Genomic DNA, 23167 nt, shown 5'->3' with positions numbered 1-23167 from the left:
TATCTGCTCGGGGTCTCCACCCGCCGCATCGACAAACTCGTCGAACAGCTCGGCATCACCGGCATCTCGAAAAGCCAGGTCAGCCAGATGGCCAAAGTTCTCGACGGGCAGGTGGAGGCCTTCCGGACCCGGCCCCTGGACGCCGGGCCGTATGCCTTCGTCTGGCTGGACGGGCTGACCCAGAAGGTCCGCGAGGGCGGCCGGACGGTCAACGTCCACGTCCTGGTCGCCACCGCCGTCAACGCCGATGGCCGCCGGGAGATCCTCGGCTTGGAGGTGTCGGCGGCCGAGGACGGCGCCGGCTGGCTGGCCTTCCTGCGCGGCCTGGTCGCCCGCGGCCTGAGTGGGGTGCAACTGGTGATCTCCGATGCCCACCATGGTCTGGTCGAGGCGATCGGCGCGACCGTGCCGGGCGCGTCCTGGCAGCGCTGCCGCACCCACTACCTGCGCAACCTGCTGACTACGGTCCCCAAATCGGCCCAGCCGTGGGTCGCGACGCTGGTGCGGACCATCTTCGACCAGCCCACCGCCGAGCAGGTCCGCACCCAGCACGCCTGGGTCATCGACGCCCTGGAAGCGAAGTACCCGGCCACCGCCGAGCACCTGGACGCCGCCCGCGAGGAACTCCTGGCCTTCGCGGCCTTTCCCAAGGAGACCTGGCGGCAGATCTGGTCCAACAATCCCCAGGAGCGGTTGAACAAGGAGATCAGGCGCCGCACCGACGTGGTCGGGATCTTCCCCGATCGCGGCGCGATCGTCCGTCTCGTCGGTGCGGTCTTGGCCGAGCAGACCGATGAGTGGACCGAGGCCCGCCGCTACATGGGCCTGGACATCCTGGCCAAGTGCCGGATGCGCCTGCTGGCCGGCGACACACCGCAACAGAGTCCTCTCCCGCAGACACTCACCGCTTAACCTGCAGAAACAGGATCACGCGAAGGGCGGCTCATACACCACTTCGCTGGACGCGACCCGCCTAGGTTGCGTCCACGGAGGTGGTGTATGAGTTTCCGTGGTTTCGCCGGAGCCTCAGGCCGCGTAGACGGGGGCGAGGTCGACGAATATGCGGTAGTCGGTGATCAGGCCGTCGTCGCGGGTGCGCCAGATCGACACGGCCACGGCGCCGGTGTCCTTGCCGTCGAGCCGCCGGTAGGTCACCTCGGTCTCGGCGATGACGTCGGCGTCCACCTGCCAGCTTCTGACGATCCGGTGCCGCAGGCCGCCGATGGTGGAGTAGAACGCCTGTAGTCCGGCGACGATGGCCTCGCGTCCCGCCAGCGGTTCGGCGTTGCCGAACACCAGCGTGGCGTCTTCGGTCAGCAGCCGGGCGAACTCGTCGGGGTCGAATGAGTCGACCACCTGGAAAACGCGTCGCACCACGTCGTCGGTCATGCCGTCCCCTTCTCGTACGGCCGGGGTCACTGGTGGGGACGATACGGGGCGAGGAACGGCGTACAACTATCGCCGAGGTGGGGATCCCGTCGCCGTGCGAGCCGTACGGCTCGTCGAAGTTCCCCGAACCATCGCCAGGGCGGGGACTCCGTCGCCGTGCGAGCCGTATGACTCGTCCCGGAGGAGGTCAGGTCTGGAGATCCGGGGTCCGGGACCTGATCGCCGAACGGTGGGTGCGAGTACGGCGGTTCACGGACAGGGCGCGGTCCAGGTCGTCGATGAGGTCCACAGGGTTCTCCAGGCCGATGGACAGGCGGACCAGGGCCGGGGTGGGGCGGGCGTCGGAGGCCACCGGACGGTGGGTGAGCGCGCCCGGGTGCTGGATCAGGGAGTCGACGCCGCCCAGCGACACCGCGTGCGTGAACACCCGGACGGCTGAGGTGAGGCGGGCGGCCTGGTCGTATCCGCCGCGCAACTCAATCGACAGCATCGCGCCGGTGCCGTTCATCTGCCGCCCGACCAGCGGATGGTCATCGGCGGGATAGTGGAGGCGGGCCACGTCCGGGTGGTCGGCGAGCCAGGCGGCGACGGCGCGCGCGTTCGCCTGCTGGGCGCGTACCCGCACCGGCAACGTCGCCAGCCCGCGATGCAGCAGGTAGGCGCCCAGCGGATGGAGCAGCGCACCGGTGATCGCGCGTACCCGGCGCAGTGCCGCGGCGCGCTCCCGGTCGCAGGCGATCGCACCCGCCACCACGTCGCCATGCCCGCCCAGGTATTTGGTCGCGCTGTGCAGTGCCATCGCGGCGCCGAACCCGAGCGGGTTCTGCAGTACGGGCGTCGCGAACGTGTTGTCCACCAGCACCGGCACCCCGTCCGCCGCCGTCACGACGGAACGTATGTCGACCAGGTCGAGCGTGGGGTTGGCGGGAGTCTCCAGCACGACCAGCGCGGTGTCGCGGCGGATCGCCGCGGTCACCGCCGTTCCCGTGCCCTCGCAGAACGTCGTCTCGACGTCCAGCAGGCCCGATGCCAGCAGGTGATCGGCGCCGCCGTACAGGGGGCGGACGGCCACTACATGGCGTCGCCCGGTCTCCCGCGTCGCCGCGAGCAGCGCCGCCGTCAGCGCCGCCATGCCGGAGGAGAAGGCGACCGCCGCCTCCGCGTGCTCCAATCTCGCCAATCCCGCCTCGAACCGCGCCACCGTCGGGTTCCACAGCCGGGCGTAGACAGCCGTTCCCTCCGGATCACCACCGGAGGCCAACGTCTCGTAGGCGTGTCCTCCGGTCTCGATGTCCGGCAGCGGGTTGGTCGAGGAGAGATCGATCGGAGGCGCGTGCACCCCGAGATCCGCCAAATCCTCACGCCCAGCGTGTACGGCGACGGTGTCGGGATGAAGAGAACGGGATGTCATGGCCCGACTGTCGGGGAATCGTCGATCATTCTCAAGATGTGTTGTGGAAGGCGGCCTGTTTCCGGATAGTTGGTGCGGAATCCGCAAACGGGAGGCGCGATGTCGCGACGTGTACCGCAGGATCCACAGCTCGACGGCACCGATCTGAAGATCCTGGCGGCCCTGTCCCGGGATGGCCGCCTGACCAACGCCGCACTCGCGACTCAGGTCGGTGTCGCCGAGTCGACGTGCGCCTACCGGGTGCGCGCGCTGCGCGCTTCCGGTGTGATCACTGCCATCCACGCGCACATCGACACCGCCGCGCTGGGCCGTCCGCTGCAGGCGATCATCCGGGTCCGGCTGGGCGGCCACAACCGCGACCCGGTCCGCACCCTGTTCGATCGGCTGGTCGAGACACCCGGCGTCCTGGCGGTCTTCCATGTCAGCGGTGACGACGACTTCCTCGTGCATGCCGCCGTCGCCACCCCACAGGACCTCCGTGACCTGATCCTCGAACGGATCACCGTGCATCCCGGCGTACGGCAGACGCAGACCCAGCTCGTCTTCGAGGCCCGTGCCGGCGTCGGCGTCCTGCCGCCCTCTCCGGCCCCCGAAGCCAGGAAGACGACCAGGCCCACCCGGTAGCGAGCGGCCGCGTCCGTCCTCCGGGGCGACGTCATCCAGGCCGGCCGGGCACCGGCCACGGTGGAGCGACTCAGGTGTTGCCGGAGTCCTCCGGAATGGGCTCGTTCCGCTCGCGGACGTACTCCAGCAGGTCGGATTCGTCGATGACCTCGTCGGCGGGCGGGGCGGTGATGACGAGACGGGAGAGCCTGCCCAGTTCCTTGCGGCTCAGGGTGCCCCGGTAGAGGAGGCCGCCGGAGACGCGTTCGCGTTTCGAGCACTTCAGCAGGGTCTTCATCAGGGACGTTGGGATCACCTGTCAGATGGCGCGTACGGCCTGTACGGAGCATCGTCGAACAGGCTGACAACACGATCTCGTTGTGGACGGCTTGAGCGTTCCGAAACGGTGGATTCGCCGCAGGGACCACCTGGCGGCGGATCCACACCGGGAGAAACGATGAAGCCGCCTCCACGCGCCACCGCCTTCACGGCGGCCGCCCTGCTCGCCTGCCTGACCGGAGTGTCCGGGATGCCGGCGGCGCGGGCGGCCGACGCCAGGGCTCTTCCGAGCGTGAACATGGAAGCCGTCGTCAAGGCGGCCCAGATCGACCCGCGGCGGCCTGACGACACGGTGACTCCGGGCGCCAAGGCCGGCGTGCTCCTCATCGAGCGGGCGCTGCGCGACCGGAAGATGCTCGACGCGAAGTGGGTGGACGGCTACTTCGGCACCACGACGGTCACCGCCTTCGCGAAGTTCCAGAGGTCACTCGGCTTCAGCGGTCTCGCCGCCAACGGCCTTCCGGGCAAGACGTCGCTCACCAAGCTCGGAGCCGGCCGTTTCACGGTCACCCACGCCATCGCACCGGGTGCCCGGGTGCCCGACGGTGACTTCGTCGTCGACACCCGCACGCGGAGCATGCTGGCCGAGGCGGAGCGGCTGCTCGGCCGCGACCTCGTGCTGCTGCAGGGGTCGTACAACCCCGGCGGCGACCCCACGTCCGCGGGCACCCACGACGGCGGCGGCGTCGTCGACATCTCGGTCAAGGGGATGAGTTCCGCCACCCGCACCGCCGCCGTCCGCACGTTGCGACGTGTCGGCTTCGCGGCATGGCTGCGCAGCCCCGACCAGGCCGACTGGCCGTGGCACATCCACGCCGCCGCCATCAACGACACCGACCTCTCCAGCCAGGCCCAGCACCAGACCGGTGACTACTACCTCGGCCTGAACGGCCTCTCCGGCCGCGGCCCGGACGACGGCCCGAAGGTGACCATCCGCACCTGGGAGGAGTACCGGCGTCGCTGACCGTCCCGAACCCCGACCGAACAGATCGAACCCCACCTGCACGGACACGAAGGAGAACACCATGAAGACGCTCAACAGGATCCTCACCGCGTCGGCCACCGCGATGGTGCTCGGCGGGGCGGTGCTCGCCGCCGCCTCTCCCGCCTCGGCGGCCGCCCGTAACGGCGTCTGCGAGCCCGGCGAGTTCTGCTACTACTTCAACAGCGGCAACCAGGGATCCCTGTCCGACTTCACCGGATCCGTCGCCGATTACGGCACCAAGCAGCCCTCCTGCTTCGACTTCAAGGGCCCCGGCGCCGGCAAGGGCAAGTGCGTCAAGAACTCCGCCGCCTCGGTCTGGAACCGTACCGGCAAGACGGTCCGCGTCTACTTCAACAGCAACTACGGCGGCGGCTCCCAGGACTTCGCGTCCGGCGCCAAGGGCGACCTCAAGCCCGGCCTCAAGAACCAGAACGCCTCCCACCGGCTCATGAGCGGCTCCGCGCCGCCGACCGGGTGCAAGACCGACGGCACGCACACCAGGATGCCCACGACGATCCTCGTCTACCGGAAATCCCTCAACCGCGTTGAGCGGGTGGACTTCAGGACCTACGTCAAGAACGTCCTGCCCAACGAGTGGCCGTCGTACTGGCCGAGGGAGTCTCTCAGGGCCGGGGCGATCGCGGTCAAGAACTTCGGCTGGCGCTGGGCGCTGAAGTCGACGAAGAAGACGCCGAGTGGCCAGTGCTACGACGTCACCGACAGCACGTCCAGCCAGATGTACAAGCCGAACTCCGCGACGGCGGCGACGAACGCCGCGGTGGACGCGACATGGGGCACCCGGATGACGCGCAACGGGGAGATCTTCAAGGCCCAGTACTGCTCCACGTCCACGAAGTGCTCTGACTGGGTCACCGGCGACTGGATGTCGCAGACCGGCTCCCGTGACAAGGCCAGGGCGGGCTGGGGCTACTCCAGGATTCTCAAGTACTACTACAGGGGGATCGTTCTCGGCTCCTGAGCCCCGGGAGGCCGTCCGCCCTTGATTCCCCGTCGTGCCTCTGATTCCCCGTCGTGCCCCGCACGGCGGGGAATCAGGCGTCAGCCGACGATGACCTGGAAGTTGATCGGCCGGCCTCCGGGATATGCGACCTGCCCCGAACCGTCCATCATCTTGAACCGCACGTAGCACAGGCCGGGCTTCCCCGGCGTGGTGATGTCGGTCTGGATGTCGACCATCTCTCCGGGCCGTGTGTCCTTGATCGGCACGTCGGAGAGGGTCCGGCACTGGTCGGGTCGCTGCGGCAGGCCGAGGCGGCGCAGCGAATACCCCTTCCACGGCACGGTCCCGGTGTTCTTGAGCCGCCACACCTTGGTCACGGTCTGGCCGGGGCCGACGCGCGTGCAGTCGGGCAGCGTGATGTCCCCGATGAACTTCGCCGAGTCACCTTCGTGGGCGGCCGGCCTCCACGGCGGGTTGGTGGCGCGCACCGGGCAGTCGGTCGCCGACAACCGGGTCTCCGGTGAGCTCTCGGACGGGTTCAGGTCGTCCCCGTCGGTCCCGGAGCCGCGATTGACGGCGACCGCGATGAAGACCGCCGCCACCGCGACGACGGCCGCCACCGCTGCCGCGAGCGCGGCCGGGCGGGCCGGCCGGAACCGTCTCCGGTCTCCCGTCGTGGAGGAGACCGCCTGGACGTCGCCCGCGGTCTCATCGGGCGGCGGCGGTGTGGGTGGAGACACCGGGGTCTCACCGGCAGGCGCCGGGGCCTGCGACCCGGTGGCGCCGCGCGCGGTACGGCCTTCCGCGACGTCCGTGGCGGAGGCTTCGAGCCCGTCGGACGGACGGGCTCCCGGGGCGTCCGTGCGGCTCGGGGGATCTCCGGCGCTCACCGATCTGACCGCCGCGTTCGCCCTCTCCCAGCGTTCGCGGTACGCCGCCGGGTCCGCGCCGCACGCCTTGACGAACTCGACGGTGGTCTCCCAGCTCGGGAGCCGGTTACCCTTCGCGGCTTCGTGCAGTGTCGTGTGTGAGATCGCCCCCGACCGGCCGGACATCTCCCGGAAGGGCGGGTTGCCGACCGACCTGCGAAGCTCTCGCAGCGTCGCCGCGAAGTCCTCGATCGCCTCCGTCCGCGCGGGCATGTCATCCACCGAGTGAAGCTAACAGCGCCCACGGTGTTCACTCAAGGTCCCGGAGCATCTCGCATACGTCCTCCCGCGCCTCACCCGCCGCGGCGAGACCGGGAGAGTGACCTGCGCCCGGCTCGTCTCCGTCGGCTCAGGTCACGTCCGGGAAAGCGCTGTACGGCAGGCGGGTACGGTGACGCCGCCCTCTTGCCGCTCCCGACCGCGCGGAGGCGGGAAGGCCTCCGTGCGGGTCACCCGCTCGGAGGTTCGCCCCTCACTGAGATCTAGGCGTGCAGGACGACGAACAGGCCCCGCGCGCGGGCGCCGTCCGGTGTGTCCCAGACGCCCGCGACGTGGCCGACCGCTTCCGGCGGGAGGAGAGACGCGTCGTCCGGAGCGGGACGCAGGACCCGGTGCAGACGGAGGGCCATGCCCGGAGGGGCGGGCAGGTCGGTGCCCTCCCGGTCGTCGGTGGCGGTGGCGGTGAGGTCCGCGGGGGCGAGGCCGTCACCGGTGTAGGAGCGGGTGACCTCCGGGTCGGGGGTGTCGCTGACGCTCTGCTTCTGCGCCTGGGCCCGACCCTCGATCAGAGCCGACAACCGGTCGAGCAGCACCGGGTCGTGGCAGCCGTCGTAGGCCCAGCGTCGTCCCAGCACGCCGTGCTCCATGGTGCCGATGAGGGCGTGCTCCGCCCCGTCGAGCGGGGCACCGCGATAGGTGAGCGGCACCAGGTAACCGGCCGGGTGGGTGGCCGAGTCGTCGGTGACCACCATGAACTCGATCCCGACCTCACCCCGGGGATCGTCAAGCCGGAAGCCGCCGGCCTTGGTCAGCCGTGGTTCGCTCACTCCACCGGAGTACCACGGCCGCGAGGGCAGCCAAGAGGTCAGCAGTTCCAGCTTGGTCGGCGTGAGGGTGGTGTGGTGGATGACGGCCATGTCCGGGATCCTCTTCCATCGAGTGGATACGGGCTCCACATCCTGCCACCGGGCCGTGACGTGTTTTCCGTACGACCGGTAATCGACGGGGCCGGAGAGGGACAACTCGGTGTGGACGATCCCCAAGAACGCTTCACCGACCTCTACGAGAGGCGTTACCGCAGCGTGCTCGGTTACGCGCTCATGCGGACCGAACGCGATACCGCCGAGGACGTGGCCAGTGAGGAAGGTGACCGACCCGCTCGGGCGCCACGGTGCCGCGATCGTGATGAGAACGGCCGAGGGGGATCCCGAATACGCCTCCGACCGGGTGCCCGGGTTCCGCCTCGTCGTCGACCCGGAGACCGGCCGGCTGCTGGCCGACGAGGCCCTCGACGATGCCGCCAAGCCGATCCGGTCCGTGGCCTACGAGGCGATGGGCTGGACCGACGCCCTCGGCGAGCGCCCCTGACCGCCCGACCACCTGATCACGCGACCGCCTGATCGGGCGACCCCCTGACCGGCTGATCCGCTCTCCGCCGGTCAGCCGGTCAGGTGTCGTCGCGGGTCCCGGTGCGGCCGGCTTCGGTCTCGGGGGGCGGCCGAACGGGGGTACGGCGTGCCGTACCGTCGTCCGGTGGGACGGGACGCGTCAGGTGTTGCCGGAGTCCTCCGGAATGGGCTCGTTCCGCTCGCGGACGTACTCCAGCAGGTCGGATTCGTCGATGACCTCGTCGGCAGGCGGGGCGGTGATGACGAGACGGGTCCCCCAGCCGGTGTAGCGGGTGTCACTCCGCTTGACCAGGGCGTTCTTTCCCTCTCCCACGGTGTCGGTGGTGACGAGGCGCTCAGGAAGGCCGGTCCGGTCGGTCCAGAGCCGCCAGGAGACCTTCCCCTTGCTCTTCGCGCCGACGAGCCGTCCCGAGGTCCAGTCGACGAAGGCGCCTCCGGAGAGCCTGCCCAGCTCCTTGCGGCTCAGGGTGCCCCGGTAGAGGAGGCCGCCGGAGACGCGTTCGCGTTTCGAGCACTTCAGCAGGGTCTTCATCAGGGACGTGTCGTACAGGTCGATCGGCTGCAGGCTGGCGTCCCGGGCCATGTCCCGGTTGGCGCTTCCCCGGTGCTTCGCCGGGAACCGGATCCACTTCTTGCCCTCCGGGACCGGCCCGCCGGGGTAGTGGGCGGCGTCGTCGTAGGTGTTCTCTCCGACGCGGATCATGCGGTGGGAGGTCTGCTTACCGGGGTTCCCGGGCTTCGCGGGCTTCCCGGCCTTCGGCGCGGGAAGATCCCGCCAGGTGAGGTCCGCGGCGACCGGGCCCGACGGGGCGAGCCGGAGCCTGCCGGCGATCCGGGTCCCGCTTCCGGAGACCGTCGACTTCGCGCCGTAGTGGAAGCGGTCGGTCTCGGAGATCCGTACGCCGTGCTCGCCGCGTAGCTGCCGCTTGATCGCACGTGCCGGGTCGGGGGCGTCCGCCTGCGCGGCGGCGGGGTTCGTGGCGACCGGCGCGGCCCCGGTCAGTACGGCGGCCGCCAGCACGACCCATCGTCTCATGGGGGGTTCGTCCTTCTGCTTCGACGTCAGGGTGCCTGAGCTGAAAGATAAGGGTGAAAGTGATATTAACCTGCACGCTCCATCCAAACCCGGTTCACTTCGGTGCTCGATGCTCGGCCGCGTCCTCCACTTCGGGCCCCCGGCCGTCGCCTCGACGGGACCGTGGTGGGGTGGGTTCCGCGTCGCTAGGGTGAGGGGACGACCCCGCGCGTGGAGGAGCCGATGCCCGCTGGTCCGCTGGAGCCGGGAGACCCGCGCGCCCTGGGGGAGTTCGAGGTGGTCGGGCGGCTCGGCGAGGGCGGGCAGGGCATCGTCTACGAAGGACGGAGCCGGTCCGGCGAACGGGTGGCGATCAAGGTGCTGCGCAGCGGCTCGGATCCCGCCGCGCGCCGCCGGCTGGCCAGGGAGCTGCGATCGGCGCTGCGGGTGGCCCCCTTCTGCACGGCCCGGGTGCTGACGGCGGAGACCGGCCGGCCTGACCCCTACGTCGTCAGCGAGTTCGTCGCGGGTCCCTCCCTCCAGGAACGGGTGCGTGGTGGAGGGCCCCTGCGCGGAGGCGACCTCGACCGCCTGGCGGTCGCGACGGCCACCGCGCTCGCCGCCATCCACAGCGCGGGGGTCGTCCACCGGGATTTCAAGCCGGCCAACGTGCTGCTCGGCCCGGACGGCCCGCGGGTGGTCGACTTCGGTATCGCCCAGCTGCTCGACGCGAGCACGATGCCATCGTCGATGTCCGGAACTCCGCCGTACATGGCCCCCGAGCAGCTCAACGGCGTGTACGGCTCGCCCGCGGCCGACGTGTTCTCCTGGGCGTCGACCATGGTCTACGCCGCCACCGGCCGGGCGCCGTTCGGCAGCGACACCGTCGCCGCGATCTTCCGCCGCATCCTCGCCGCCGAGCCCGACCTCACGGGCGTTCCGTCGCCGCTGCGGGAGACGCTGGCCGTCTGCCTGGCCAAGGATCCCGGAGCGCGCCCCTCCGCCCGGACGCTCATGATCCGCCTGGTCGAGCCCGGCGTCCCGACCGTCACGGTCCCCGAGGTCGGCCCGGTGCCCACCGCCTACCTGCCCGCCGGCTGGGGCGGCTGGGCGGACCGGGAGACGACGCCGGAGCACGGCGGACCGGTCCCCGGGCATGGCGGACCGGTCCCCGGGCATGGTGAGCCGGTCCATGGGCGAGGTGAGCCAGCGCCGCGGTACGGCGAGCCGCCGCCCCGGCGCAGGCGGAGGCCCGCCGTACTGATCGCGGTCACCGGTGCCGTCGCGGTGCTCGCGACGGCGGCGGTGCTGTACGCCACCGGGGTCCTCGGCGGCTCCCCCGGCGGTGACGCGGCGGGGTCGCAGGCCGGGACCGGCGGGAAGACCGGATCGCGTTCGGCCGCGGACGGGCGGTCGGACCCGTCACGCCCGGTCGCGGACGAGCGGTCGCGCTCCACGACGTCCACGACGTCCACGACGCCGCCGTCGCAGCCTTCGGTCCCGGCCTCGGCCCGGCCGGGCGGGGGAGTCCCGGAGGCGTTCGCCGGGACGTGGACCGGCCGCGTCGTCTCGCAGGACGCCCGGCGGAAGGCCGTCGACGTCACGCTCACCCTGCCGGGCGACCGGCCGGCGGGGACGTGGCGGTCCGGCGCGTGCGACCAGCAGGTCACGCTGACCCAGGTCAGGGCCGGGAACGTGCTCGACCTGACCCGGGTGCAGCGGGACCAGTGCGTGGGGGGAGACATGACCCTCACCCTGAAGGACCCGGCGACGCTGGACTTCGTCGGTCAGGAGGGCGGGGGCGGGCTGGAGTACCGCGGAATCCTGGGCAGACCCTGAGCCCGGTCCCGGACCGGTCCGACGCCGGGCTGAACACCGGTCCGACGTCGGACCGGCGCCGGACCGGTGTTCAGCCCGCCCGCGCGATCTGGAACGAGTACGGTCCCGTCTTCGCCGAGCCCGACCTGACCACGAGCGCGTACCGGCCGTCCCCGCCGGAGAGCGGGATGTCGGCCTCGTATCCGCACAGGGGGATGGGCTGCCGCGGGCTCGCGACGTTCCTCTCCGCGGCGTCCACGAGCTCCAGTTCGATGGCCTCGCACGCCCCGGTCCCGCCGAGGACCTTGATGGCCGACGCGCCGTCCGCGTCGAACTCGAAGCGGTCGATGCGCCCGGGGACGTCCAGCCGCCCCGCGCCGTCCGGGCCGCCCTCGCCGATCCGCAGGCCGATCGCCGCCGGGAACGTGCGGACCTTCACCGTCGCGATCCGGAAACCGTACGGCCCGACGACGTTCGTGTTCCCGAAGACCTCCAGCCGGTGCCTGCCCGCCTTGGTCAGCTTGACGACGGACGTGCCCCAGCTGAAAGCGATGTCGGACGGGCCCACCGGCCGGCCGTCCACCTCGGAGTACACCTGGAGCCGGATGTCGTCGCCGGTCATGTCCGTGACGTAGAACTCCCTGGCGTCGCCCAGGTCCAGGGCGAACCTGTCCCGCTGCCCGGCCCGGGTGAGTTCTGCCGCGACGACGCCGCCGTCGGTGAGGACCCCTCCCGGCTGCACCGCCGTCCGGGCCCCGGCCGGGTCATCCGTCCGGGCCCCGGCCGGGTCATCCGTCCGGTCTGATCCGGCCGGGTCATCCGTCCCGGCCGGGTCGTCGTTCTCCGGAGGGCGGCCGGACTCGGCGGCCCGGGTGGTCTGGGTGGTCTGGGGAGCCTCGGCGGTGACCGTGACGGGCACGCGTTCCGGGGCGGACCGGTCGTCCCCGAGGGAACCGGCGCCGGCGCCGCATCCCGTGACGATCAGGAGCATGAAGGCCGCTCCGGCGGCGAGCCGGAGGGGTGGCACGCCGCGGCGGCCGGGGGAGGAGGCTTCCATGCCGGTCATTGTGCGAAGTCCGCTTGCATCCTGCTTTCCGTCGCGGGTCCGCGCCCCGGAGCCCGCGGGGGCGACGCCGTGGCGCGGGGCCCCGGCCCGGCCTCCCGCGGGGCCGGCGGCGCCCCGGCCCGGTCGTCCGACACGCTGTCGGCGTCATCCGGCCGTGGGTGATGTCGAGGGGACCGGGATGGGCGCCTGATGGCACCGGCCCTCCGGACAGGGCCGTCAGCCGAGACGGTCGGCCCTGTCGAGCAGGTACCGCTGTTCGACCTGGTTGTCCGTCAGAGCGGCCGCCTCGCGGTACAACGCCGCCGCGCCGGCCGTTTCGCCGGTCATCTGGAGCAGATGAGCGCGTACCGCGCGTTCCCGGCGCCGGGTCAGCGGGTCCCGGTCCAGCCGGTGACGCCGGTTGAGGTCGTCGAGCAGCGCCAGCCCCCGGCCCGGACCGTACGCCCGGGCCACCGCCACCACCCGGCTGAGCCGTACCGGTGCGGTCGGGGTGAGCCGTTCGAGCCACAGATACAGCACCGCGATCTGCGGCCAGTCCGTCCGCTCCGGCGACACGGCAGCGGCGTGCACGGCGGCGATCGCCGCCTGCAGCTGGTACGGGCCCACCTCGTGCCGGTTCCAGACGCCGTCGATCAGTTCGGTGCCCTCGTGGATTAGGGCGGCGTCCCACAGTGTCCGGTCCTGCTCGTCCAATGGCACCAGCTCGTCGGCGCCGCGGACGCGGGCGGCGCGCCGCGACTCGGTGAGCAGCATCAGCGCGAGCAGCCCGGTCACCTCGGCGTCGCCCGGCAGGGAGGCGTGGAGCATGCGGGTCAGCCGGATCGCCTCGTGGGTCAGGTCGACGCGGGCGAGTTCCTCGCCGGCGGAGGCCGTGTACCCCTCGTTGAAGATCAGGTAGAGCACCTGCGTCACGGCGGCCAGACGGCTGCCGCGGTCGGCGTCGTCCGGCGGGGTGAAGCGCGCGCCGGCGCCGGCCAGCCGCTGTTTGGCACGGCTGATCCGCGTGCCCATGGTGTTCTCGGTCGTCCCGTAGGCGTGGGCGATCTCGGCGGTCGTCAGGCCGCCGACCGCGCGCAGCGTGAGCGCCACCTGGGAGGCGGGGCTCAGCACGGGATGGCAGCAGAGCATCAGCAGGGTGAGGCTGTCATCGGTCTCCCGCGGCGGGGACGGCCGGCGGGCCGGTTCCCACATGGCCTGGTCGGCCGCCCCGGCTTCCCGCTCGCGCCGGCGCCGGGCCTGTTCGGAGCGGAGCAGGTCGACCATCCGCCGGTAGCCGACCCGGATCAGCCAGCTACGCGGGTCGTCCGGCACGCCGTCGACCCGCCATGCCCGGCTCGCGGCGAGCAGCGCCTCCTGAACCGCGTCCTCGGCGACGTCGAAGTGGCCGAAACGCCGGGTCAGCGCGCCGAGCACCTGCGGCGCCTCCACGCGCAGCAGGTGCTCGACGTCCGCGCTCACGCCGTGAACTCCTCACCCATGATCGGCCGGATCTCGATCGGCTCGCCCAGCACCTCGACGATCCGTGAGGCGATCTCCACGGCTCTCTCCCGGCCGCTCACGTCGATCACGGCGAAGCTGGCCAGGACCTCCTTCAGTTCGGCGAAGGGCCCGTCGGTCGCCACCACGCCGTCGGAGGTCCTGCGGACCGTGGTGCTGACCACCGGGTGGCCGAGGCCCACGCCGGTGACGAACTCGCCGGTCTCGATCAGTTCCCGCTCGAACCTCTGGTACGTGGCGAAGGCGGTCATCGCCTCCTCGGACAGCGCGTCGGGGGTGGCGGCGTCCCAGGCGGCGGCCGGCGTGTAGCCGAGCAGCAGGTATTTCATGGGAATCCTCCCTGTTCGTTCCCAGTGAATGTACGCAGGATCAGGCGGAGCGGAGGCCGCCGGGTGCGGCGACGGCGGTCATGACCTCCTCCTCGACCGGATCACACCGGTACCTCGTGGCCGGGCCGGAGAATTCGACGCGATCCGACTGTGATTCAGATCACATCAGATGCGTGTCAAGGCGGACAGGCCGCCTCCGAGGTACCGGCGAGCACTCACCACGACTCACCGAGGAGACGAGATGTCCGAGAACTACCAGCCGAGCGCCGGCCTGAAGGCTCTGGACCGCCTGGTCGGCACCTGGGCGATCACCGGCGGCGCGGAGGGGACCGTGCGGTACGAGTGGATGCCCGGCGGGTTCTTCCTGCTCCAGCACGTCGATCTCAGCCAGTCCGGCGAGTCGGCCACCGGCCTGGAGGTGATCGGTAACCTGCGGCCGTTCGGCGAGCCGGCCGGTACGGAAGTGGTGTCGCGATTCTACGGCTCGTCCGGCGACACCCTCGACTACGTCTACGAGCTGATCGGCGACGAGCTGACCATCTGGTGCGGCGCGAAGGGCAGTCCCGCCTACTACCGGGGCACCTTCAGCGCCGACGGCGACACGGCCACCGGCGGGTGGGTCTACCCCGGCGGGGGCGGGTACGAGACCACCATGACCCGGATCTGAGGCCGGCCCGTACCGCGGGCCCGTGTTGTGAGCCCGTACCGCCGCTCCGGACACCGGGGATCGGTGAGGCCCGCCTGCCAGGGCGGCCACCGTTCCCCGGCCGGTGGATCCTTCCCCGCCGGTCGCCGCTTTCCGGCCGGTCGGTTCTTCCCCGCCGGTCACTGTTCCCTTGCCGGTCGGTCCTTCCCCGCCGGTCGTCGTTTCCCGGCCGGTCACCGTCACCCGCCGGTTAAAACCGGGTGACATCTCACATCGTCTGCCGGAATGCTGGACACGGTCGATGAGTTTTGTCGGTGGCATCGGTCACTCTTTACATGACCGCGACTTCTTGCGAGACCCGTGGCCGGGGTGCCGGCCATGACGACATCATGTCCGACGACCCTGATCGAGGTATCGTGTCCGTCCCCCAGCTCGACTCTCCCGCCATGCCCGCGGAGGCCGTTCCGGATCGCCCCCGGCCTGTTTCGGGGCGCACCCCGCCCGTGATCCGGTTGCTGGTGCTCGCCACGTTCGTCGTCATCCTCAACGAGACGATCATGGTCAATGCGATCCCCCAGCTGATGGAGGCGCTGAGCATCACCGCGCAGACCGCGCAGTGGCTCTCGACCGCCTTCATGCTGACCATGGCCGCCGTCATCCCGATCACCGGATGGTTCCTGCAGCGGGTCTCCACCCGCCAGGCGTACACCGTCGCGATGGGCCTGTTCCTGCTCGGCACGGCACTGGCCGCCGCCGCGCCGACGTTCGAGGTGCTGCTGGGCGCCCGCATCGTCCAGGCTTCCGGGACGGCGGTGATGATGCCGCTGCTGATGACCACGCTGATGCAGGTGGTGCCCGAGGAGGACCGGGGCCGGGTCATGGGCAACATGTCCCTGGCCATCTCGGTCGCGCCCGCGATGGGCCCGGCCGTCTCGGGACTCATCCTCCAGTTCGGGTCCTGGCGGCTGCTGTTCGCCGTGGTTCTCCCCATCGCCGCCCTGATCACGTGGCGCGGCCTCGCGCGGCTCAAGAACGTCGGGGAGCCCGAGTACAGCACCGTCGACTGGCTGAGCGTGGTGACCGCCGCCGCCGGTTTCGGCGGTCTGGTCTACGGGCTCAGCCTGTTCGAGGGCGGTGACGCCTTCGTCGCCGCCGCGACCGTGGCGGCCGGTCTGGTGGCCATCATCGTCTTCGTCGTCCGCCAGCTGGTGCTGCAGAAGCGCAGTGCCTCGCCGGAGGACCTCCACAGGGAGCACACCGCGCAGCCGGCGGACCTGCGCAGCGCGTCGCCGGTGAAGCCTCCCAAGAAGCACACCACGCCGCTGATGGACCTGCGCGCCCTGCGCCACCGCACCTTCACGGTCGCGCTGATCCTGATGTCGGTGTCCTTCATGGCGATGCTCGGCTCGATGATCCTGCTGCCGCTGTACCTGCAGAGCGTCCGCGAGCTCAGCCCCCTGCAGACCGGGCTCCTCGTGATGCCGGGCGGCCTGGCGATGGGGCTGCTCGGCCCGGTCGTCGGCCGGCTGTTCGACCGGTTCGGCGGCCGGGTCCTGGTCATTCCCGGTGCGATCGGCATCGCGCTCACGCTCACCGGCTTCACCCAGGTCACGATGACCATGCCGTTCTGGCAGCTCCTCGGCCTGCACGCGCTGCTGATGGTGAGCCTGGCCGCGACCTTCACCCCGGTGTTCACCCTCGGGCTCGGAGCGGTCCCCCCGCACCTCTACTCCCACGCCAGCTCGATCCTGAGCACGCTGCAGCAGGTCGCCGCGGCCTTCGGCACCGCGCTCGTGATCACCGTGATGAGCGCGCGGGCCGACGCCCTGAGGGCCACGGGCGCCACCGAGGCCCTCGCCACCCTCGGCGGCATGCGGATGGCCTTCGTCATCGGCGCGGTGCTGTCCGTGGTCGTGATCGTCACCGCCCTGCTCCTGCCCGCCCGCGCGGACAACGCCGGCGGACACGGGGGGCACGGCCACTGAGACCGGCGGCGGCCCGCAGGCCGTCCGTGTGGTGATGCAGGACCTGGGGGGCCGTCCGTGCGGACGGCCCCCGGGCGTCGTCATCGGGTCGTGCAGACGGTTCCGTTGAGGGTGAAGACCTCGGGCAGCACGTTCGGGCCGCTGTAGTTGCCGACGTAGCCGATCGTGGCCGTCGCGCCGGTGGCCAGCGAGCCGTTGCCGGGTTCGCTGACGGCCTTGACGTCCTGGCCGTTCTGCGTCCAGACGGCGCTCCAGCCGCTGCCCAGGCTCTGCCACGCCCTGGGCCAGCCGAAGGCCAGGGTCCAGCCGCTGACCGGTGCGCCGTTGTTGGTGATGTCGATGGAGCCGACGTAGCCGCTGCCCCAGTCGGACTGCTTGGTCAGCCGTACCGAGCACGAGCCGGAGGCGGGCGTGCCGGTGGTGAACGTCAGCGGCGCGGAGGGGGGCGAGACCCCGCCGCCGCTGTCACGGGCGAGCACGTTGACCGTGTAGCGCGTGCCCGGCTTCAGGTTGCGCGCGGTGAGCGAGGTGCCGGTGGTCTCGCCGATCTGCTCGCTGACGGCTCCGTTCTGGCGGTACACCTCGTACTTCACGATCGGGCGGGCGCCGGCGGAGGCGGCGGACCAGGAGATCGTGGCGGCCTGGTCCGTCACGCCCGAGGCCGACGGCTGTCCCGGCTCGCCCGGCAGACCCGCCTGGGTGGAGGCGGGACGCACGATGATCGTGGTCAGCGAGAGGGGAGGCAGCGTCCGGCCGGTCGCGCCGCCCGTGGCCGAGGTGGTGATGCTCGTGGCGCCGTTGACGTGGGTCAGCACGGTGGGGGCCCCGGACGCCGGGCCGAACCCGGAGTAGTCGATCGCGACGGGGTACGACGTGTCGGACGAGGTGTTGATCAGCATGACGGCCAGCGAGCCGTCGGGGCGCCGTACGGCGTGCGCGGTGACCTTCGCCTGGTCTGTCGCGGCCCGGACGAACCGGTCACCGGGGCGGGCGAAGCGGCTGACCATCTGGAGCGCGTAGTAGGGCGCGAAGGGCGTGTTCGCCGCCGGTTCGCAGACGCCGCCGTCGGCGCAGGACCCGCTCGACAGCAGGCCGAAGTCGCCGTAGTCGGTGTGCCCCTCGACCTCGGTGACCTTGCCGATCCCGTTGTGGACGTTCCACCAGTCGACGGTGAACACCCCGTTGGCCAGCAGCGTCGCGTAGGCGTCGGCGGCGGCCAGGGCGCCGGGCTGGGTCGTCGTGCCGCGGTCGCTCGACCCGGTGTTGAACTCGGTCATCGCGATGCCGATCCGCTCGGATCCGGCTCCCACGTGCTTCGCGATCTGCTTCCGGGTGAGCTGGATCATGTCCGGAACCTGGTCGGCCCTGTCGAAGGAGCCGGGGTACCAGTGCAGGATCACGAAGTCGATCTTCGACCCGGCGGTGGCCAGGACGACGTCGTTCCAGCTCCCGGCGTCGCCGTCGGCGGTCAGGGCGTCGGGCCAGTTGGCCGGGGTGGTCAGCACCGCGCCGATCTTGATGGTCGGGTCGACGGCCTTCATCGCGTCGGAGTAGGCCACGACGTTGCGCGCGTACTCGGCCGGGCTCTTGTCGGCGTGGTCGTCGGCCTCCCAGGCGGCGCCGTAGTGGCCGTTGCCGTAGTTCTCGTTGCCGATCTCCCAGTACCTGACGCCGTAGCCCTTGTCGACGTTGGCGTGCCGTACCCAGGCCGCGGCCTCCGCCGCCGTGCCGGTGCCGTAGTTGGCGGTCACCATCGGCTGCGCCCCGGTGCGCCGTACCCCGCGCATGAAGGTGTCGAAGTCGGTGCCGGGGGCCACGTAGCCGCCGGGGGCGGTGTGGTCGGCCCAGTGGTAGATGTCGGAGTAGGAGCCGCCGGGATAGCGCAGCAGTTTCACGCCGGCGTCTTTCAGCAGGTCGGCGGTCTCGTCGGTGCCCAGCCGGGAGTCCCAGATCGCGTGGTTGGCTCCGACGGCGGTCTCGGGCACGGTGGCGAGCGCGGCGCGGGCGTTGACGGTCACCGCGACCGGGCCGGCCTCGTCGGCGTACGCCGTGGGCGCCTGGAGCGCGGCCAGCGTCAGCAGTACGGCGGACGCGGCCCGTAACAGAGGTCTTGGCATCGATGGACACCTCAATGTGATAGCGGCCTTCATTCGACGCCTCCCCTGACCCGGAGGCAACATGATCGTGGGGGGCCGCCTCACGCCCGTCAACCGAGGGTGAAACTTTCACGCCGAAGGGCCCCCGCGGCGGGTCGTACCGCGCCGCGGGGGCCCTCACGAGGGCCGGTCGGTGAGCGAGGTCAGCCGGTCCGGGTCCACTTCTGGTTGTTGCCGCCGTGGCAGGAGTACATCTGGAGCTTGGTGCCGTTGGCCGTGCCCGATCCGGTGGCGTCCAGGCAGAGCCCGGACTGGACGCCGACGATGGTGCCGTCGCCGTTCAGACGCCACTTCTGGTTGTCGCCGCCCCAGCAGGAGTAGATCTGGGCGACGGCGCCGTTGGCGGTGCCGCCGGCGTCGAGGCACTTGTTGCCGTAGACGCGGAGCTCTCCGGCGGAGGTGGAGGTCCACTGCTGGTTGGCGTTGCCGTGGCAGTCCCAGAGCTGGACCTGGGTGCCGTCGGTGGTGCTGCTGTTGGGCACGTCCACGCAGCGGCCGGAGGCCACGCCCCTGATCTGCCCGTTACCGCCGGGCGGCGGGTCGGTGGGCGTCACGGTGGGTGTCGCGGTGGGCGTCTGGCTCGGGTTCGGGGAGGCGGAGTTGAGGGCGTTGAGGACCGAGCTGTAGGCGGCCTTCTTGTTGCCGTTGCCGTCGAACAGCAGCGGAACGTCGCCCGAACGCCAGGAGTCGCTGTCGCGCACGCCCCACACGGTGATGCCGACGCAGCGCGGCACGGCCAGGCAGTCGTTGGTCACGTTGGCGTAGGTCGTGGCCGAGGCGCCCTGGATGTCGAGCTCGGTGATGGCCACGTCGACGCCGAGGGCGGCGAAGCTCTGCAGGGTGGTGCGGAAGTTGCTGTTGTAGGGGCTGCCGCTGTTGAAGTGGCTCTGGAAGCCGACGCAGTCGATCGGCACGCCGCGCTGCTTGAAGTCGCGGACCATGTTGTAGACGCCCTGGGTCTTGGCCCAGGTCCAGTTCTCGATGTTGTAGTCGTTGTAGCAGAGCTTGGCGGACGGGTCGGCGTTCCGCGCGGTGCGGAAGGCGACCTCGATCCAGTCGTTGCCGGTCCGCTGCAGGTTGGAGTCGCGCCGGCCGCCGGAGTTGCCGTCGGCGTAGGCCTCGTTGACCACGTCCCAGGCGTAGATCTTGCCCTTGTAGTGGGCCATCACGCCGTTGATGTGGTCGATCATCGCCTGGCGCAGGGTGGATCCGGACAGGGACTGCATCCAGCCCGGCTGCTGTGAGTGCCAGGCCAGGGTGTGCCCGCGGACCCGCTTGCCGTTCTGGACGGCCCAGTTGTAGATGCGGTCTCCGCTGGAGAAGTTGAACTGGCCCCGCTGGGGCTCGGTGGCGTCGATCTTCATCTCGTTCTCGGCGGTCACCATGTTGAACTCGCGGTTCGCGATCGTGGTGTACGCCGAGTCGCCGAGCTTGCCTCCGGCGATGGCGGTGCCGAAGTAGCGCCCGCTCTGCGCGGCCGCCGCGCCGAGCGTGTTCTCCGCGGCGCCGGCGGGAGCCTGTACCGCCGTCAGGGCGGTGACCGTGCCGAGGACGCCGAGGGCGCCGGCGATCAGAGCCCGGCGGAGGCCGCCGCGGGGTCTCCGGGTTCCGGGCGGGGGTGTGGCGTTTGCGCCCATGCCTTGAGCCTCCATAACTGGATCACGAGAAAACCGGATCATGGGAAAAGGGGGAGCGGGGAGAGACCCCGCGGGACCGACGCCGCGTCCCATCGCCTCACGGGGAACCGTGCACCGCCGGGCGTCGCGGACGGTGGCCCCCGCTGCGTACCACCACCCGCGGGGCCGTCCTGGGGACTCAGTTTGGAAACGTGCTTGAAACTTGTCAACACCTTCTTGAAACTTTCGGAACGCATTCTGGGTCTCGGCTCCACGAGTGTTCCGATGTCCGGCTCTTCTCCTGGGATTTCGCCGTGCTTCCCTGCCGGACGGTACGGCGTGGACTCATGCCCTCCAGGGCGTCGCGGGTGAAATTTTCAGCGGCGCGTCCGCCTTGTCCGGGCTCGGCTCACCCGATAACGCGAGATGAGCCCCGTCCGGCCGCCGCGCACACCGGTACGACGGGCCGCGGGCCCTTGACGCGCTTCCCCGCGTCGTATTTGCTCCGCCCACCACCACCCTCTCCACCCATCTGACGAAGAGAGGACTTGGCGTGAAACGAACATTCAGGGTCGTGCTGGCAGCCGTCGCCCTGCCCTTGTTGATCGCGGGCATGTTCATGGCGACCAAACCGGTGGCCGCGGCGTCCCTCACCCGGGTGACCGGTTTCGGCAACAACCCGACCAACCTGAACATGTACCTCTACGTGCCCGACCGGGTCGCCCCCCGGCCGGCGCTGCTGGTGCTGGTGCACTACTGCACCGGCACGGCCTCGGCGATCTTCAACGGAAACGGGCACGACTACGTCACCGCCGCCGACCGCTACGGCTACATCATCGTGCTGCCCGAGGCCACCCGCAGCGAGAAGTGCTTCGACGTGTCCACCCCCGCCGCGCTGCGCCGCGACGGCGGCAGCGACTCCACCGGCATCATGTCGATGGTCGCCTACGCCCGCCAGCGCTACAACGTCGACCCCGCCCGGATCGTGGTCAGCGGCTTCTCCTCCGGCGCGATGATGACCAACGTCCTGGCCGCCGAGTACCCCGACGTCTTCTCCGCCGGCTCGGCCTTCTCCGGCGTCCCGGCCGGATGCTTCGCCACCACCAACGGCTCGCTGTGGAACAGCCAGTGCTCCGGCGGCAACCTCATCAAGACCGCGCAGCAGTGGGGCGACCAGGCGCGGGCGATGTATCCCGGCTACACCGGCCGTTACCCGAGGATGCAGCTGTGGCACGGCACCACGGACACCACGCTGGCCTACCCCAACTTCGGTGAAGAGATCAAGCAGTGGACCAACCTCCACGGCCTGTCCCAGACCCCCGCCTTCACCGACCACCCGCAGTCGTCCTGGACCCGTACCCGCTACGGGAACACCACGACCCAGGCCACCGTCGAGGGCATCAGCATCAGCGGCGTCGGCCACTCCCTGCCGATGAACGGGCAACTCGCCTACGCCATCTCCTTCCTCGGCCTCGACGGCACCACGCCCACGTCCTCACCCACTCCGACGGTGACCCCGACGGCGACTCCCACGGCCACCCCGACGGTGACTCCCACGGTGACCCCGACGCCCGGCGACACGCCGCCGCCTCCCGGCGCCTGCCGGGTCAGCGCCACCGTCAACGCGTGGAACAACGGGCTGACCGAGAACCTCACCGTCACCAACACCGGAACCTCGGCGGTCAACGGCTGGTCCCTGGCCTTCACCCTCCCCGGCGGGCAGACCATCACCGGCGGCTGGAACGCCACCTACACCCCCGCCACCGGCCGCGTCACCGCGACGAACGTCACCTACAACGGCTCCCTCGCGCCCGGAGCCTCCACCGAGATCGGCTTCCAGGCCACCCACACCGGCGACGCCGGCAAGGCCACCGCGTTCACCCTCAACGGAGCCCCCTGCACCCTCTCCTGACACATTCTCCGACCGGCCCCTCGCCGGCTCGCCGTGCCCTCCGGTCCACCGGGCGGCACGGCGAGCCGGCGGGTCCCGTGCCACACTCATGTCCGACCGCGTCGGCGTCGACAGGGTGGAGGAACGGCTCGGATGGGGTTGGAGATCGAGGACCGGCCGTCCGACTCGCCGTACATCGATCGGGTGTGGCGGAGCACCAGCCACGGCGTCGACACGATGACCTCGGTCGCGACCGCACACTGGGACCTGGTCTTCTGGGAGCACCGCGGCCGGTTCAGCGCGGCCGTTCAGGGACCGGAGCCCCGGGCGTGCCCGGCCCCCGTGCCCGAGGAGGCCACGTTCTTCGGGATCAGCTTCTCGCTCGGGACCTCGATGCCGCACCTCCCGGCCAGCCGGCTCGTCGGCGGTTCCGCGGAGATCCCGGACGCGACCCCCGGATCCTTCTGGCTGAAGGGTTCCACCTGGCGTGTTCCGGGCTACGACGACGCCGAGGCATTCGTGCGGCGGATGGTGCGCGAGGGCGTCCTGGTCCGTGACCCGATCGTCGCCGCGGTGTTCCGCGGCGCCCCGCCGGACGTGTCCGAGCGGACCGTACAGCGGCGCTTCGCGGCGGCGACCGGACTCACCCCCGGCTCCGTGCGGCAGATCGGCCGCGCCCGCCGGGCGGCGGTCCTGCTCCTGGAGGGTGTGCCGGTGCACGACGTCATCCACCGGCTCGGATATTTCGACCAGCCGCACCTGGCGCGGTCGCTGTCCCGCTACATCGGGCGGACCGCCACGCAGCTGAGCGCCCGGAGCCCGTCGGAGCCGCTGTCGCTTCTGTACAAGATGTGAGCCCCGCGCCCGTCTAATCTCCTTTTCACAGCCACGGTCACGGCGGAG

Annotated in this window: 21 protein-coding genes; 10 read left to right on the top strand and 11 right to left on the bottom strand. The window is 71.0% G+C overall.

All coding sequences use genetic code 11. From position 1 onward, the window contains the following. A partial coding sequence (locus tag ACFYSC_RS26920) for an IS256 family transposase (RefSeq protein WP_389967126.1) occupies positions 1 to 912 on the top strand: 912 nt, incomplete at its 5' end. Between the two features lie 114 nt (positions 913 to 1026). Here ACFYSC_RS26920 and ACFYSC_RS26915 read toward each other — a convergent pair. Together ACFYSC_RS26915 and ACFYSC_RS26910 are read right to left on the bottom strand one after the other, a co-directional pair. Then, positions 1027 to 1389: a nuclear transport factor 2 family protein gene (locus ACFYSC_RS26915; protein WP_389967123.1), complete on the bottom strand. Its 363-nt coding sequence runs from the start codon at positions 1387 to 1389 to the stop codon at positions 1027 to 1029. A gap of 187 nt (positions 1390 to 1576) precedes the next feature. Next, positions 1577 to 2800 (bottom strand): PLP-dependent aspartate aminotransferase family protein, encoded by a 1224-nt coding sequence (locus tag ACFYSC_RS26910; protein WP_362945130.1) that lies wholly within the window; start codon positions 2798 to 2800, stop codon positions 1577 to 1579. A 99-nt stretch (positions 2801 to 2899) separates the two neighbouring features. Between ACFYSC_RS26910 and ACFYSC_RS26905 the strand changes: the two genes are divergently transcribed. After that, on the top strand, positions 2900 to 3424 hold the full coding sequence (locus tag ACFYSC_RS26905; protein WP_389967119.1) for an Lrp/AsnC family transcriptional regulator: 525 nt from the start codon (positions 2900 to 2902) through the stop codon (positions 3422 to 3424). Between the two features lie 70 nt (positions 3425 to 3494). On the opposite strand, the gene ACFYSC_RS26900 is transcribed toward ACFYSC_RS26905, so the two are convergent. Continuing rightward, positions 3495 to 3719: a hypothetical protein gene (locus tag ACFYSC_RS26900; RefSeq protein WP_389967116.1), complete on the bottom strand. Its 225-nt coding sequence runs from the start codon at positions 3717 to 3719 to the stop codon at positions 3495 to 3497. A 141-nt stretch (positions 3720 to 3860) separates the two neighbouring features. Here ACFYSC_RS26900 and ACFYSC_RS26895 point away from each other — a divergent pair, with 141 nt between their 5' ends. Beyond that, positions 3861 to 4706, top strand: coding sequence for a peptidoglycan-binding protein (locus ACFYSC_RS26895; protein WP_389967113.1), 846 nt, complete (start codon positions 3861 to 3863; stop codon positions 4704 to 4706). 61 nt (positions 4707 to 4767) lie between these two features. Continuing rightward, positions 4768 to 5706 (top strand): SpoIID/LytB domain-containing protein, encoded by a 939-nt coding sequence (locus ACFYSC_RS26890; protein ID WP_389967110.1) that lies wholly within the window; start codon positions 4768 to 4770, stop codon positions 5704 to 5706. A gap of 80 nt (positions 5707 to 5786) precedes the next feature. Here the strand turns inward: ACFYSC_RS26890 and ACFYSC_RS26885 are convergent, their stop codons facing one another. Both ACFYSC_RS26885 and ACFYSC_RS26880 read right to left on the bottom strand, forming a co-directional pair. After that, the gene (locus ACFYSC_RS26885) at positions 5787 to 6830 is read right to left on the bottom strand and encodes an NBR1-Ig-like domain-containing protein (RefSeq protein WP_389967150.1); all 1044 of its coding nucleotides are present in this window, start codon (positions 6828 to 6830) and stop codon (positions 5787 to 5789) included. A gap of 269 nt (positions 6831 to 7099) precedes the next feature. Then, positions 7100 to 7753, bottom strand: coding sequence for a 1,4-alpha-glucan branching protein (locus ACFYSC_RS26880; protein WP_389967107.1), 654 nt, complete (start codon positions 7751 to 7753; stop codon positions 7100 to 7102). A gap of 220 nt (positions 7754 to 7973) precedes the next feature. Here ACFYSC_RS26880 and ACFYSC_RS26875 point away from each other — a divergent pair, with 220 nt between their 5' ends. Continuing rightward, entirely contained in the window at positions 7974 to 8204 is a 231-nt protein-coding gene (locus tag ACFYSC_RS26875; RefSeq protein WP_389967104.1) for a hypothetical protein, read from the top strand. Positions 8205 to 8384: 180 nt separating this feature from the next. Here the strand turns inward: ACFYSC_RS26875 and ACFYSC_RS26870 are convergent, their stop codons facing one another. Further along, positions 8385 to 9281 (bottom strand): hypothetical protein, encoded by an 897-nt coding sequence (locus ACFYSC_RS26870; protein WP_389967101.1) that lies wholly within the window; start codon positions 9279 to 9281, stop codon positions 8385 to 8387. Positions 9282 to 9503: 222 nt separating this feature from the next. On the opposite strand from ACFYSC_RS26870, the gene ACFYSC_RS26865 reads away from it, so the two are divergent. Continuing rightward, positions 9504 to 11099, top strand: coding sequence for a serine/threonine protein kinase (locus tag ACFYSC_RS26865; RefSeq protein WP_389967098.1), 1596 nt, complete (start codon positions 9504 to 9506; stop codon positions 11097 to 11099). A gap of 70 nt (positions 11100 to 11169) precedes the next feature. Here the strand turns inward: ACFYSC_RS26865 and ACFYSC_RS26860 are convergent, their stop codons facing one another. The 3 genes from ACFYSC_RS26860 to ACFYSC_RS26850 all read right to left on the bottom strand — a co-directional run bounded on the left by ACFYSC_RS26860 (position 11170) and on the right by ACFYSC_RS26850 (position 13970). Continuing rightward, positions 11170 to 12135, bottom strand: a complete 966-nt coding sequence (locus tag ACFYSC_RS26860; RefSeq protein WP_389967095.1) for a hypothetical protein — start codon at positions 12133 to 12135, stop codon at positions 11170 to 11172. A gap of 225 nt (positions 12136 to 12360) precedes the next feature. Beyond that, positions 12361 to 13602, bottom strand: coding sequence for an RNA polymerase sigma factor (locus tag ACFYSC_RS26855; RefSeq protein ID WP_389967093.1), 1242 nt, complete (start codon positions 13600 to 13602; stop codon positions 12361 to 12363). After that, a complete protein-coding gene (locus tag ACFYSC_RS26850) occupies positions 13599 to 13970 on the bottom strand; it encodes a YciI family protein (protein ID WP_389967089.1) in 372 nt (123 codons plus the stop codon). The genes ACFYSC_RS26855 and ACFYSC_RS26850 overlap by 4 nt, the downstream gene beginning before the upstream one ends. Positions 13971 to 14211: 241 nt before the next feature. Between ACFYSC_RS26850 and ACFYSC_RS26845 the strand changes: the two genes are divergently transcribed. After that, on the top strand, positions 14212 to 14637 hold the full coding sequence (locus tag ACFYSC_RS26845) for a hypothetical protein (protein WP_389967086.1): 426 nt from the start codon (positions 14212 to 14214) through the stop codon (positions 14635 to 14637). 368 nt (positions 14638 to 15005) lie between these two features. Further along, positions 15006 to 16601 (top strand): MDR family MFS transporter, encoded by a 1596-nt coding sequence (locus ACFYSC_RS26840; protein ID WP_389967083.1) that lies wholly within the window; start codon positions 15006 to 15008, stop codon positions 16599 to 16601. A gap of 80 nt (positions 16602 to 16681) precedes the next feature. Here ACFYSC_RS26840 and ACFYSC_RS26835 read toward each other — a convergent pair whose 3' ends face one another. Then, the gene (locus ACFYSC_RS26835) at positions 16682 to 18718 is read right to left on the bottom strand and encodes a cellulose binding domain-containing protein (protein ID WP_389967080.1); all 2037 of its coding nucleotides are present in this window, start codon (positions 18716 to 18718) and stop codon (positions 16682 to 16684) included. Positions 18719 to 18900: 182 nt separating this feature from the next. Then, complete coding sequence (locus ACFYSC_RS26830) at positions 18901 to 20394, bottom strand: endo-1,4-beta-xylanase (protein ID WP_389967077.1); 1494 nt, start codon at positions 20392 to 20394, stop codon at positions 18901 to 18903. Positions 20395 to 20926: 532 nt separating this feature from the next. Here ACFYSC_RS26830 and ACFYSC_RS26825 point away from each other — a divergent pair. Together ACFYSC_RS26825 and ACFYSC_RS26820 are read left to right on the top strand one after the other, a co-directional pair. Beyond that, positions 20927 to 22285, top strand: a complete 1359-nt coding sequence (locus ACFYSC_RS26825; RefSeq protein WP_389967074.1) for a PHB depolymerase family esterase — start codon at positions 20927 to 20929, stop codon at positions 22283 to 22285. Positions 22286 to 22417: 132 nt separating this feature from the next. Further along, a complete protein-coding gene (locus ACFYSC_RS26820; RefSeq protein WP_389967071.1) occupies positions 22418 to 23119 on the top strand; it encodes a helix-turn-helix domain-containing protein in 702 nt (233 codons plus the stop codon). The last annotated feature ends 48 nt before the right edge of the window (positions 23120 to 23167 follow it).

Source organism: Streptosporangium sp. NPDC004379, from assembly GCF_042873875.1.
In the GTDB taxonomy this organism is placed as follows: Bacteria; Actinomycetota; Actinomycetes; order Streptosporangiales; family Streptosporangiaceae; genus Streptosporangium.
The sequence above is the reverse complement of the archived record's forward strand: the minus strand, read 5'-3'. Positions and strand labels throughout refer to the sequence as shown.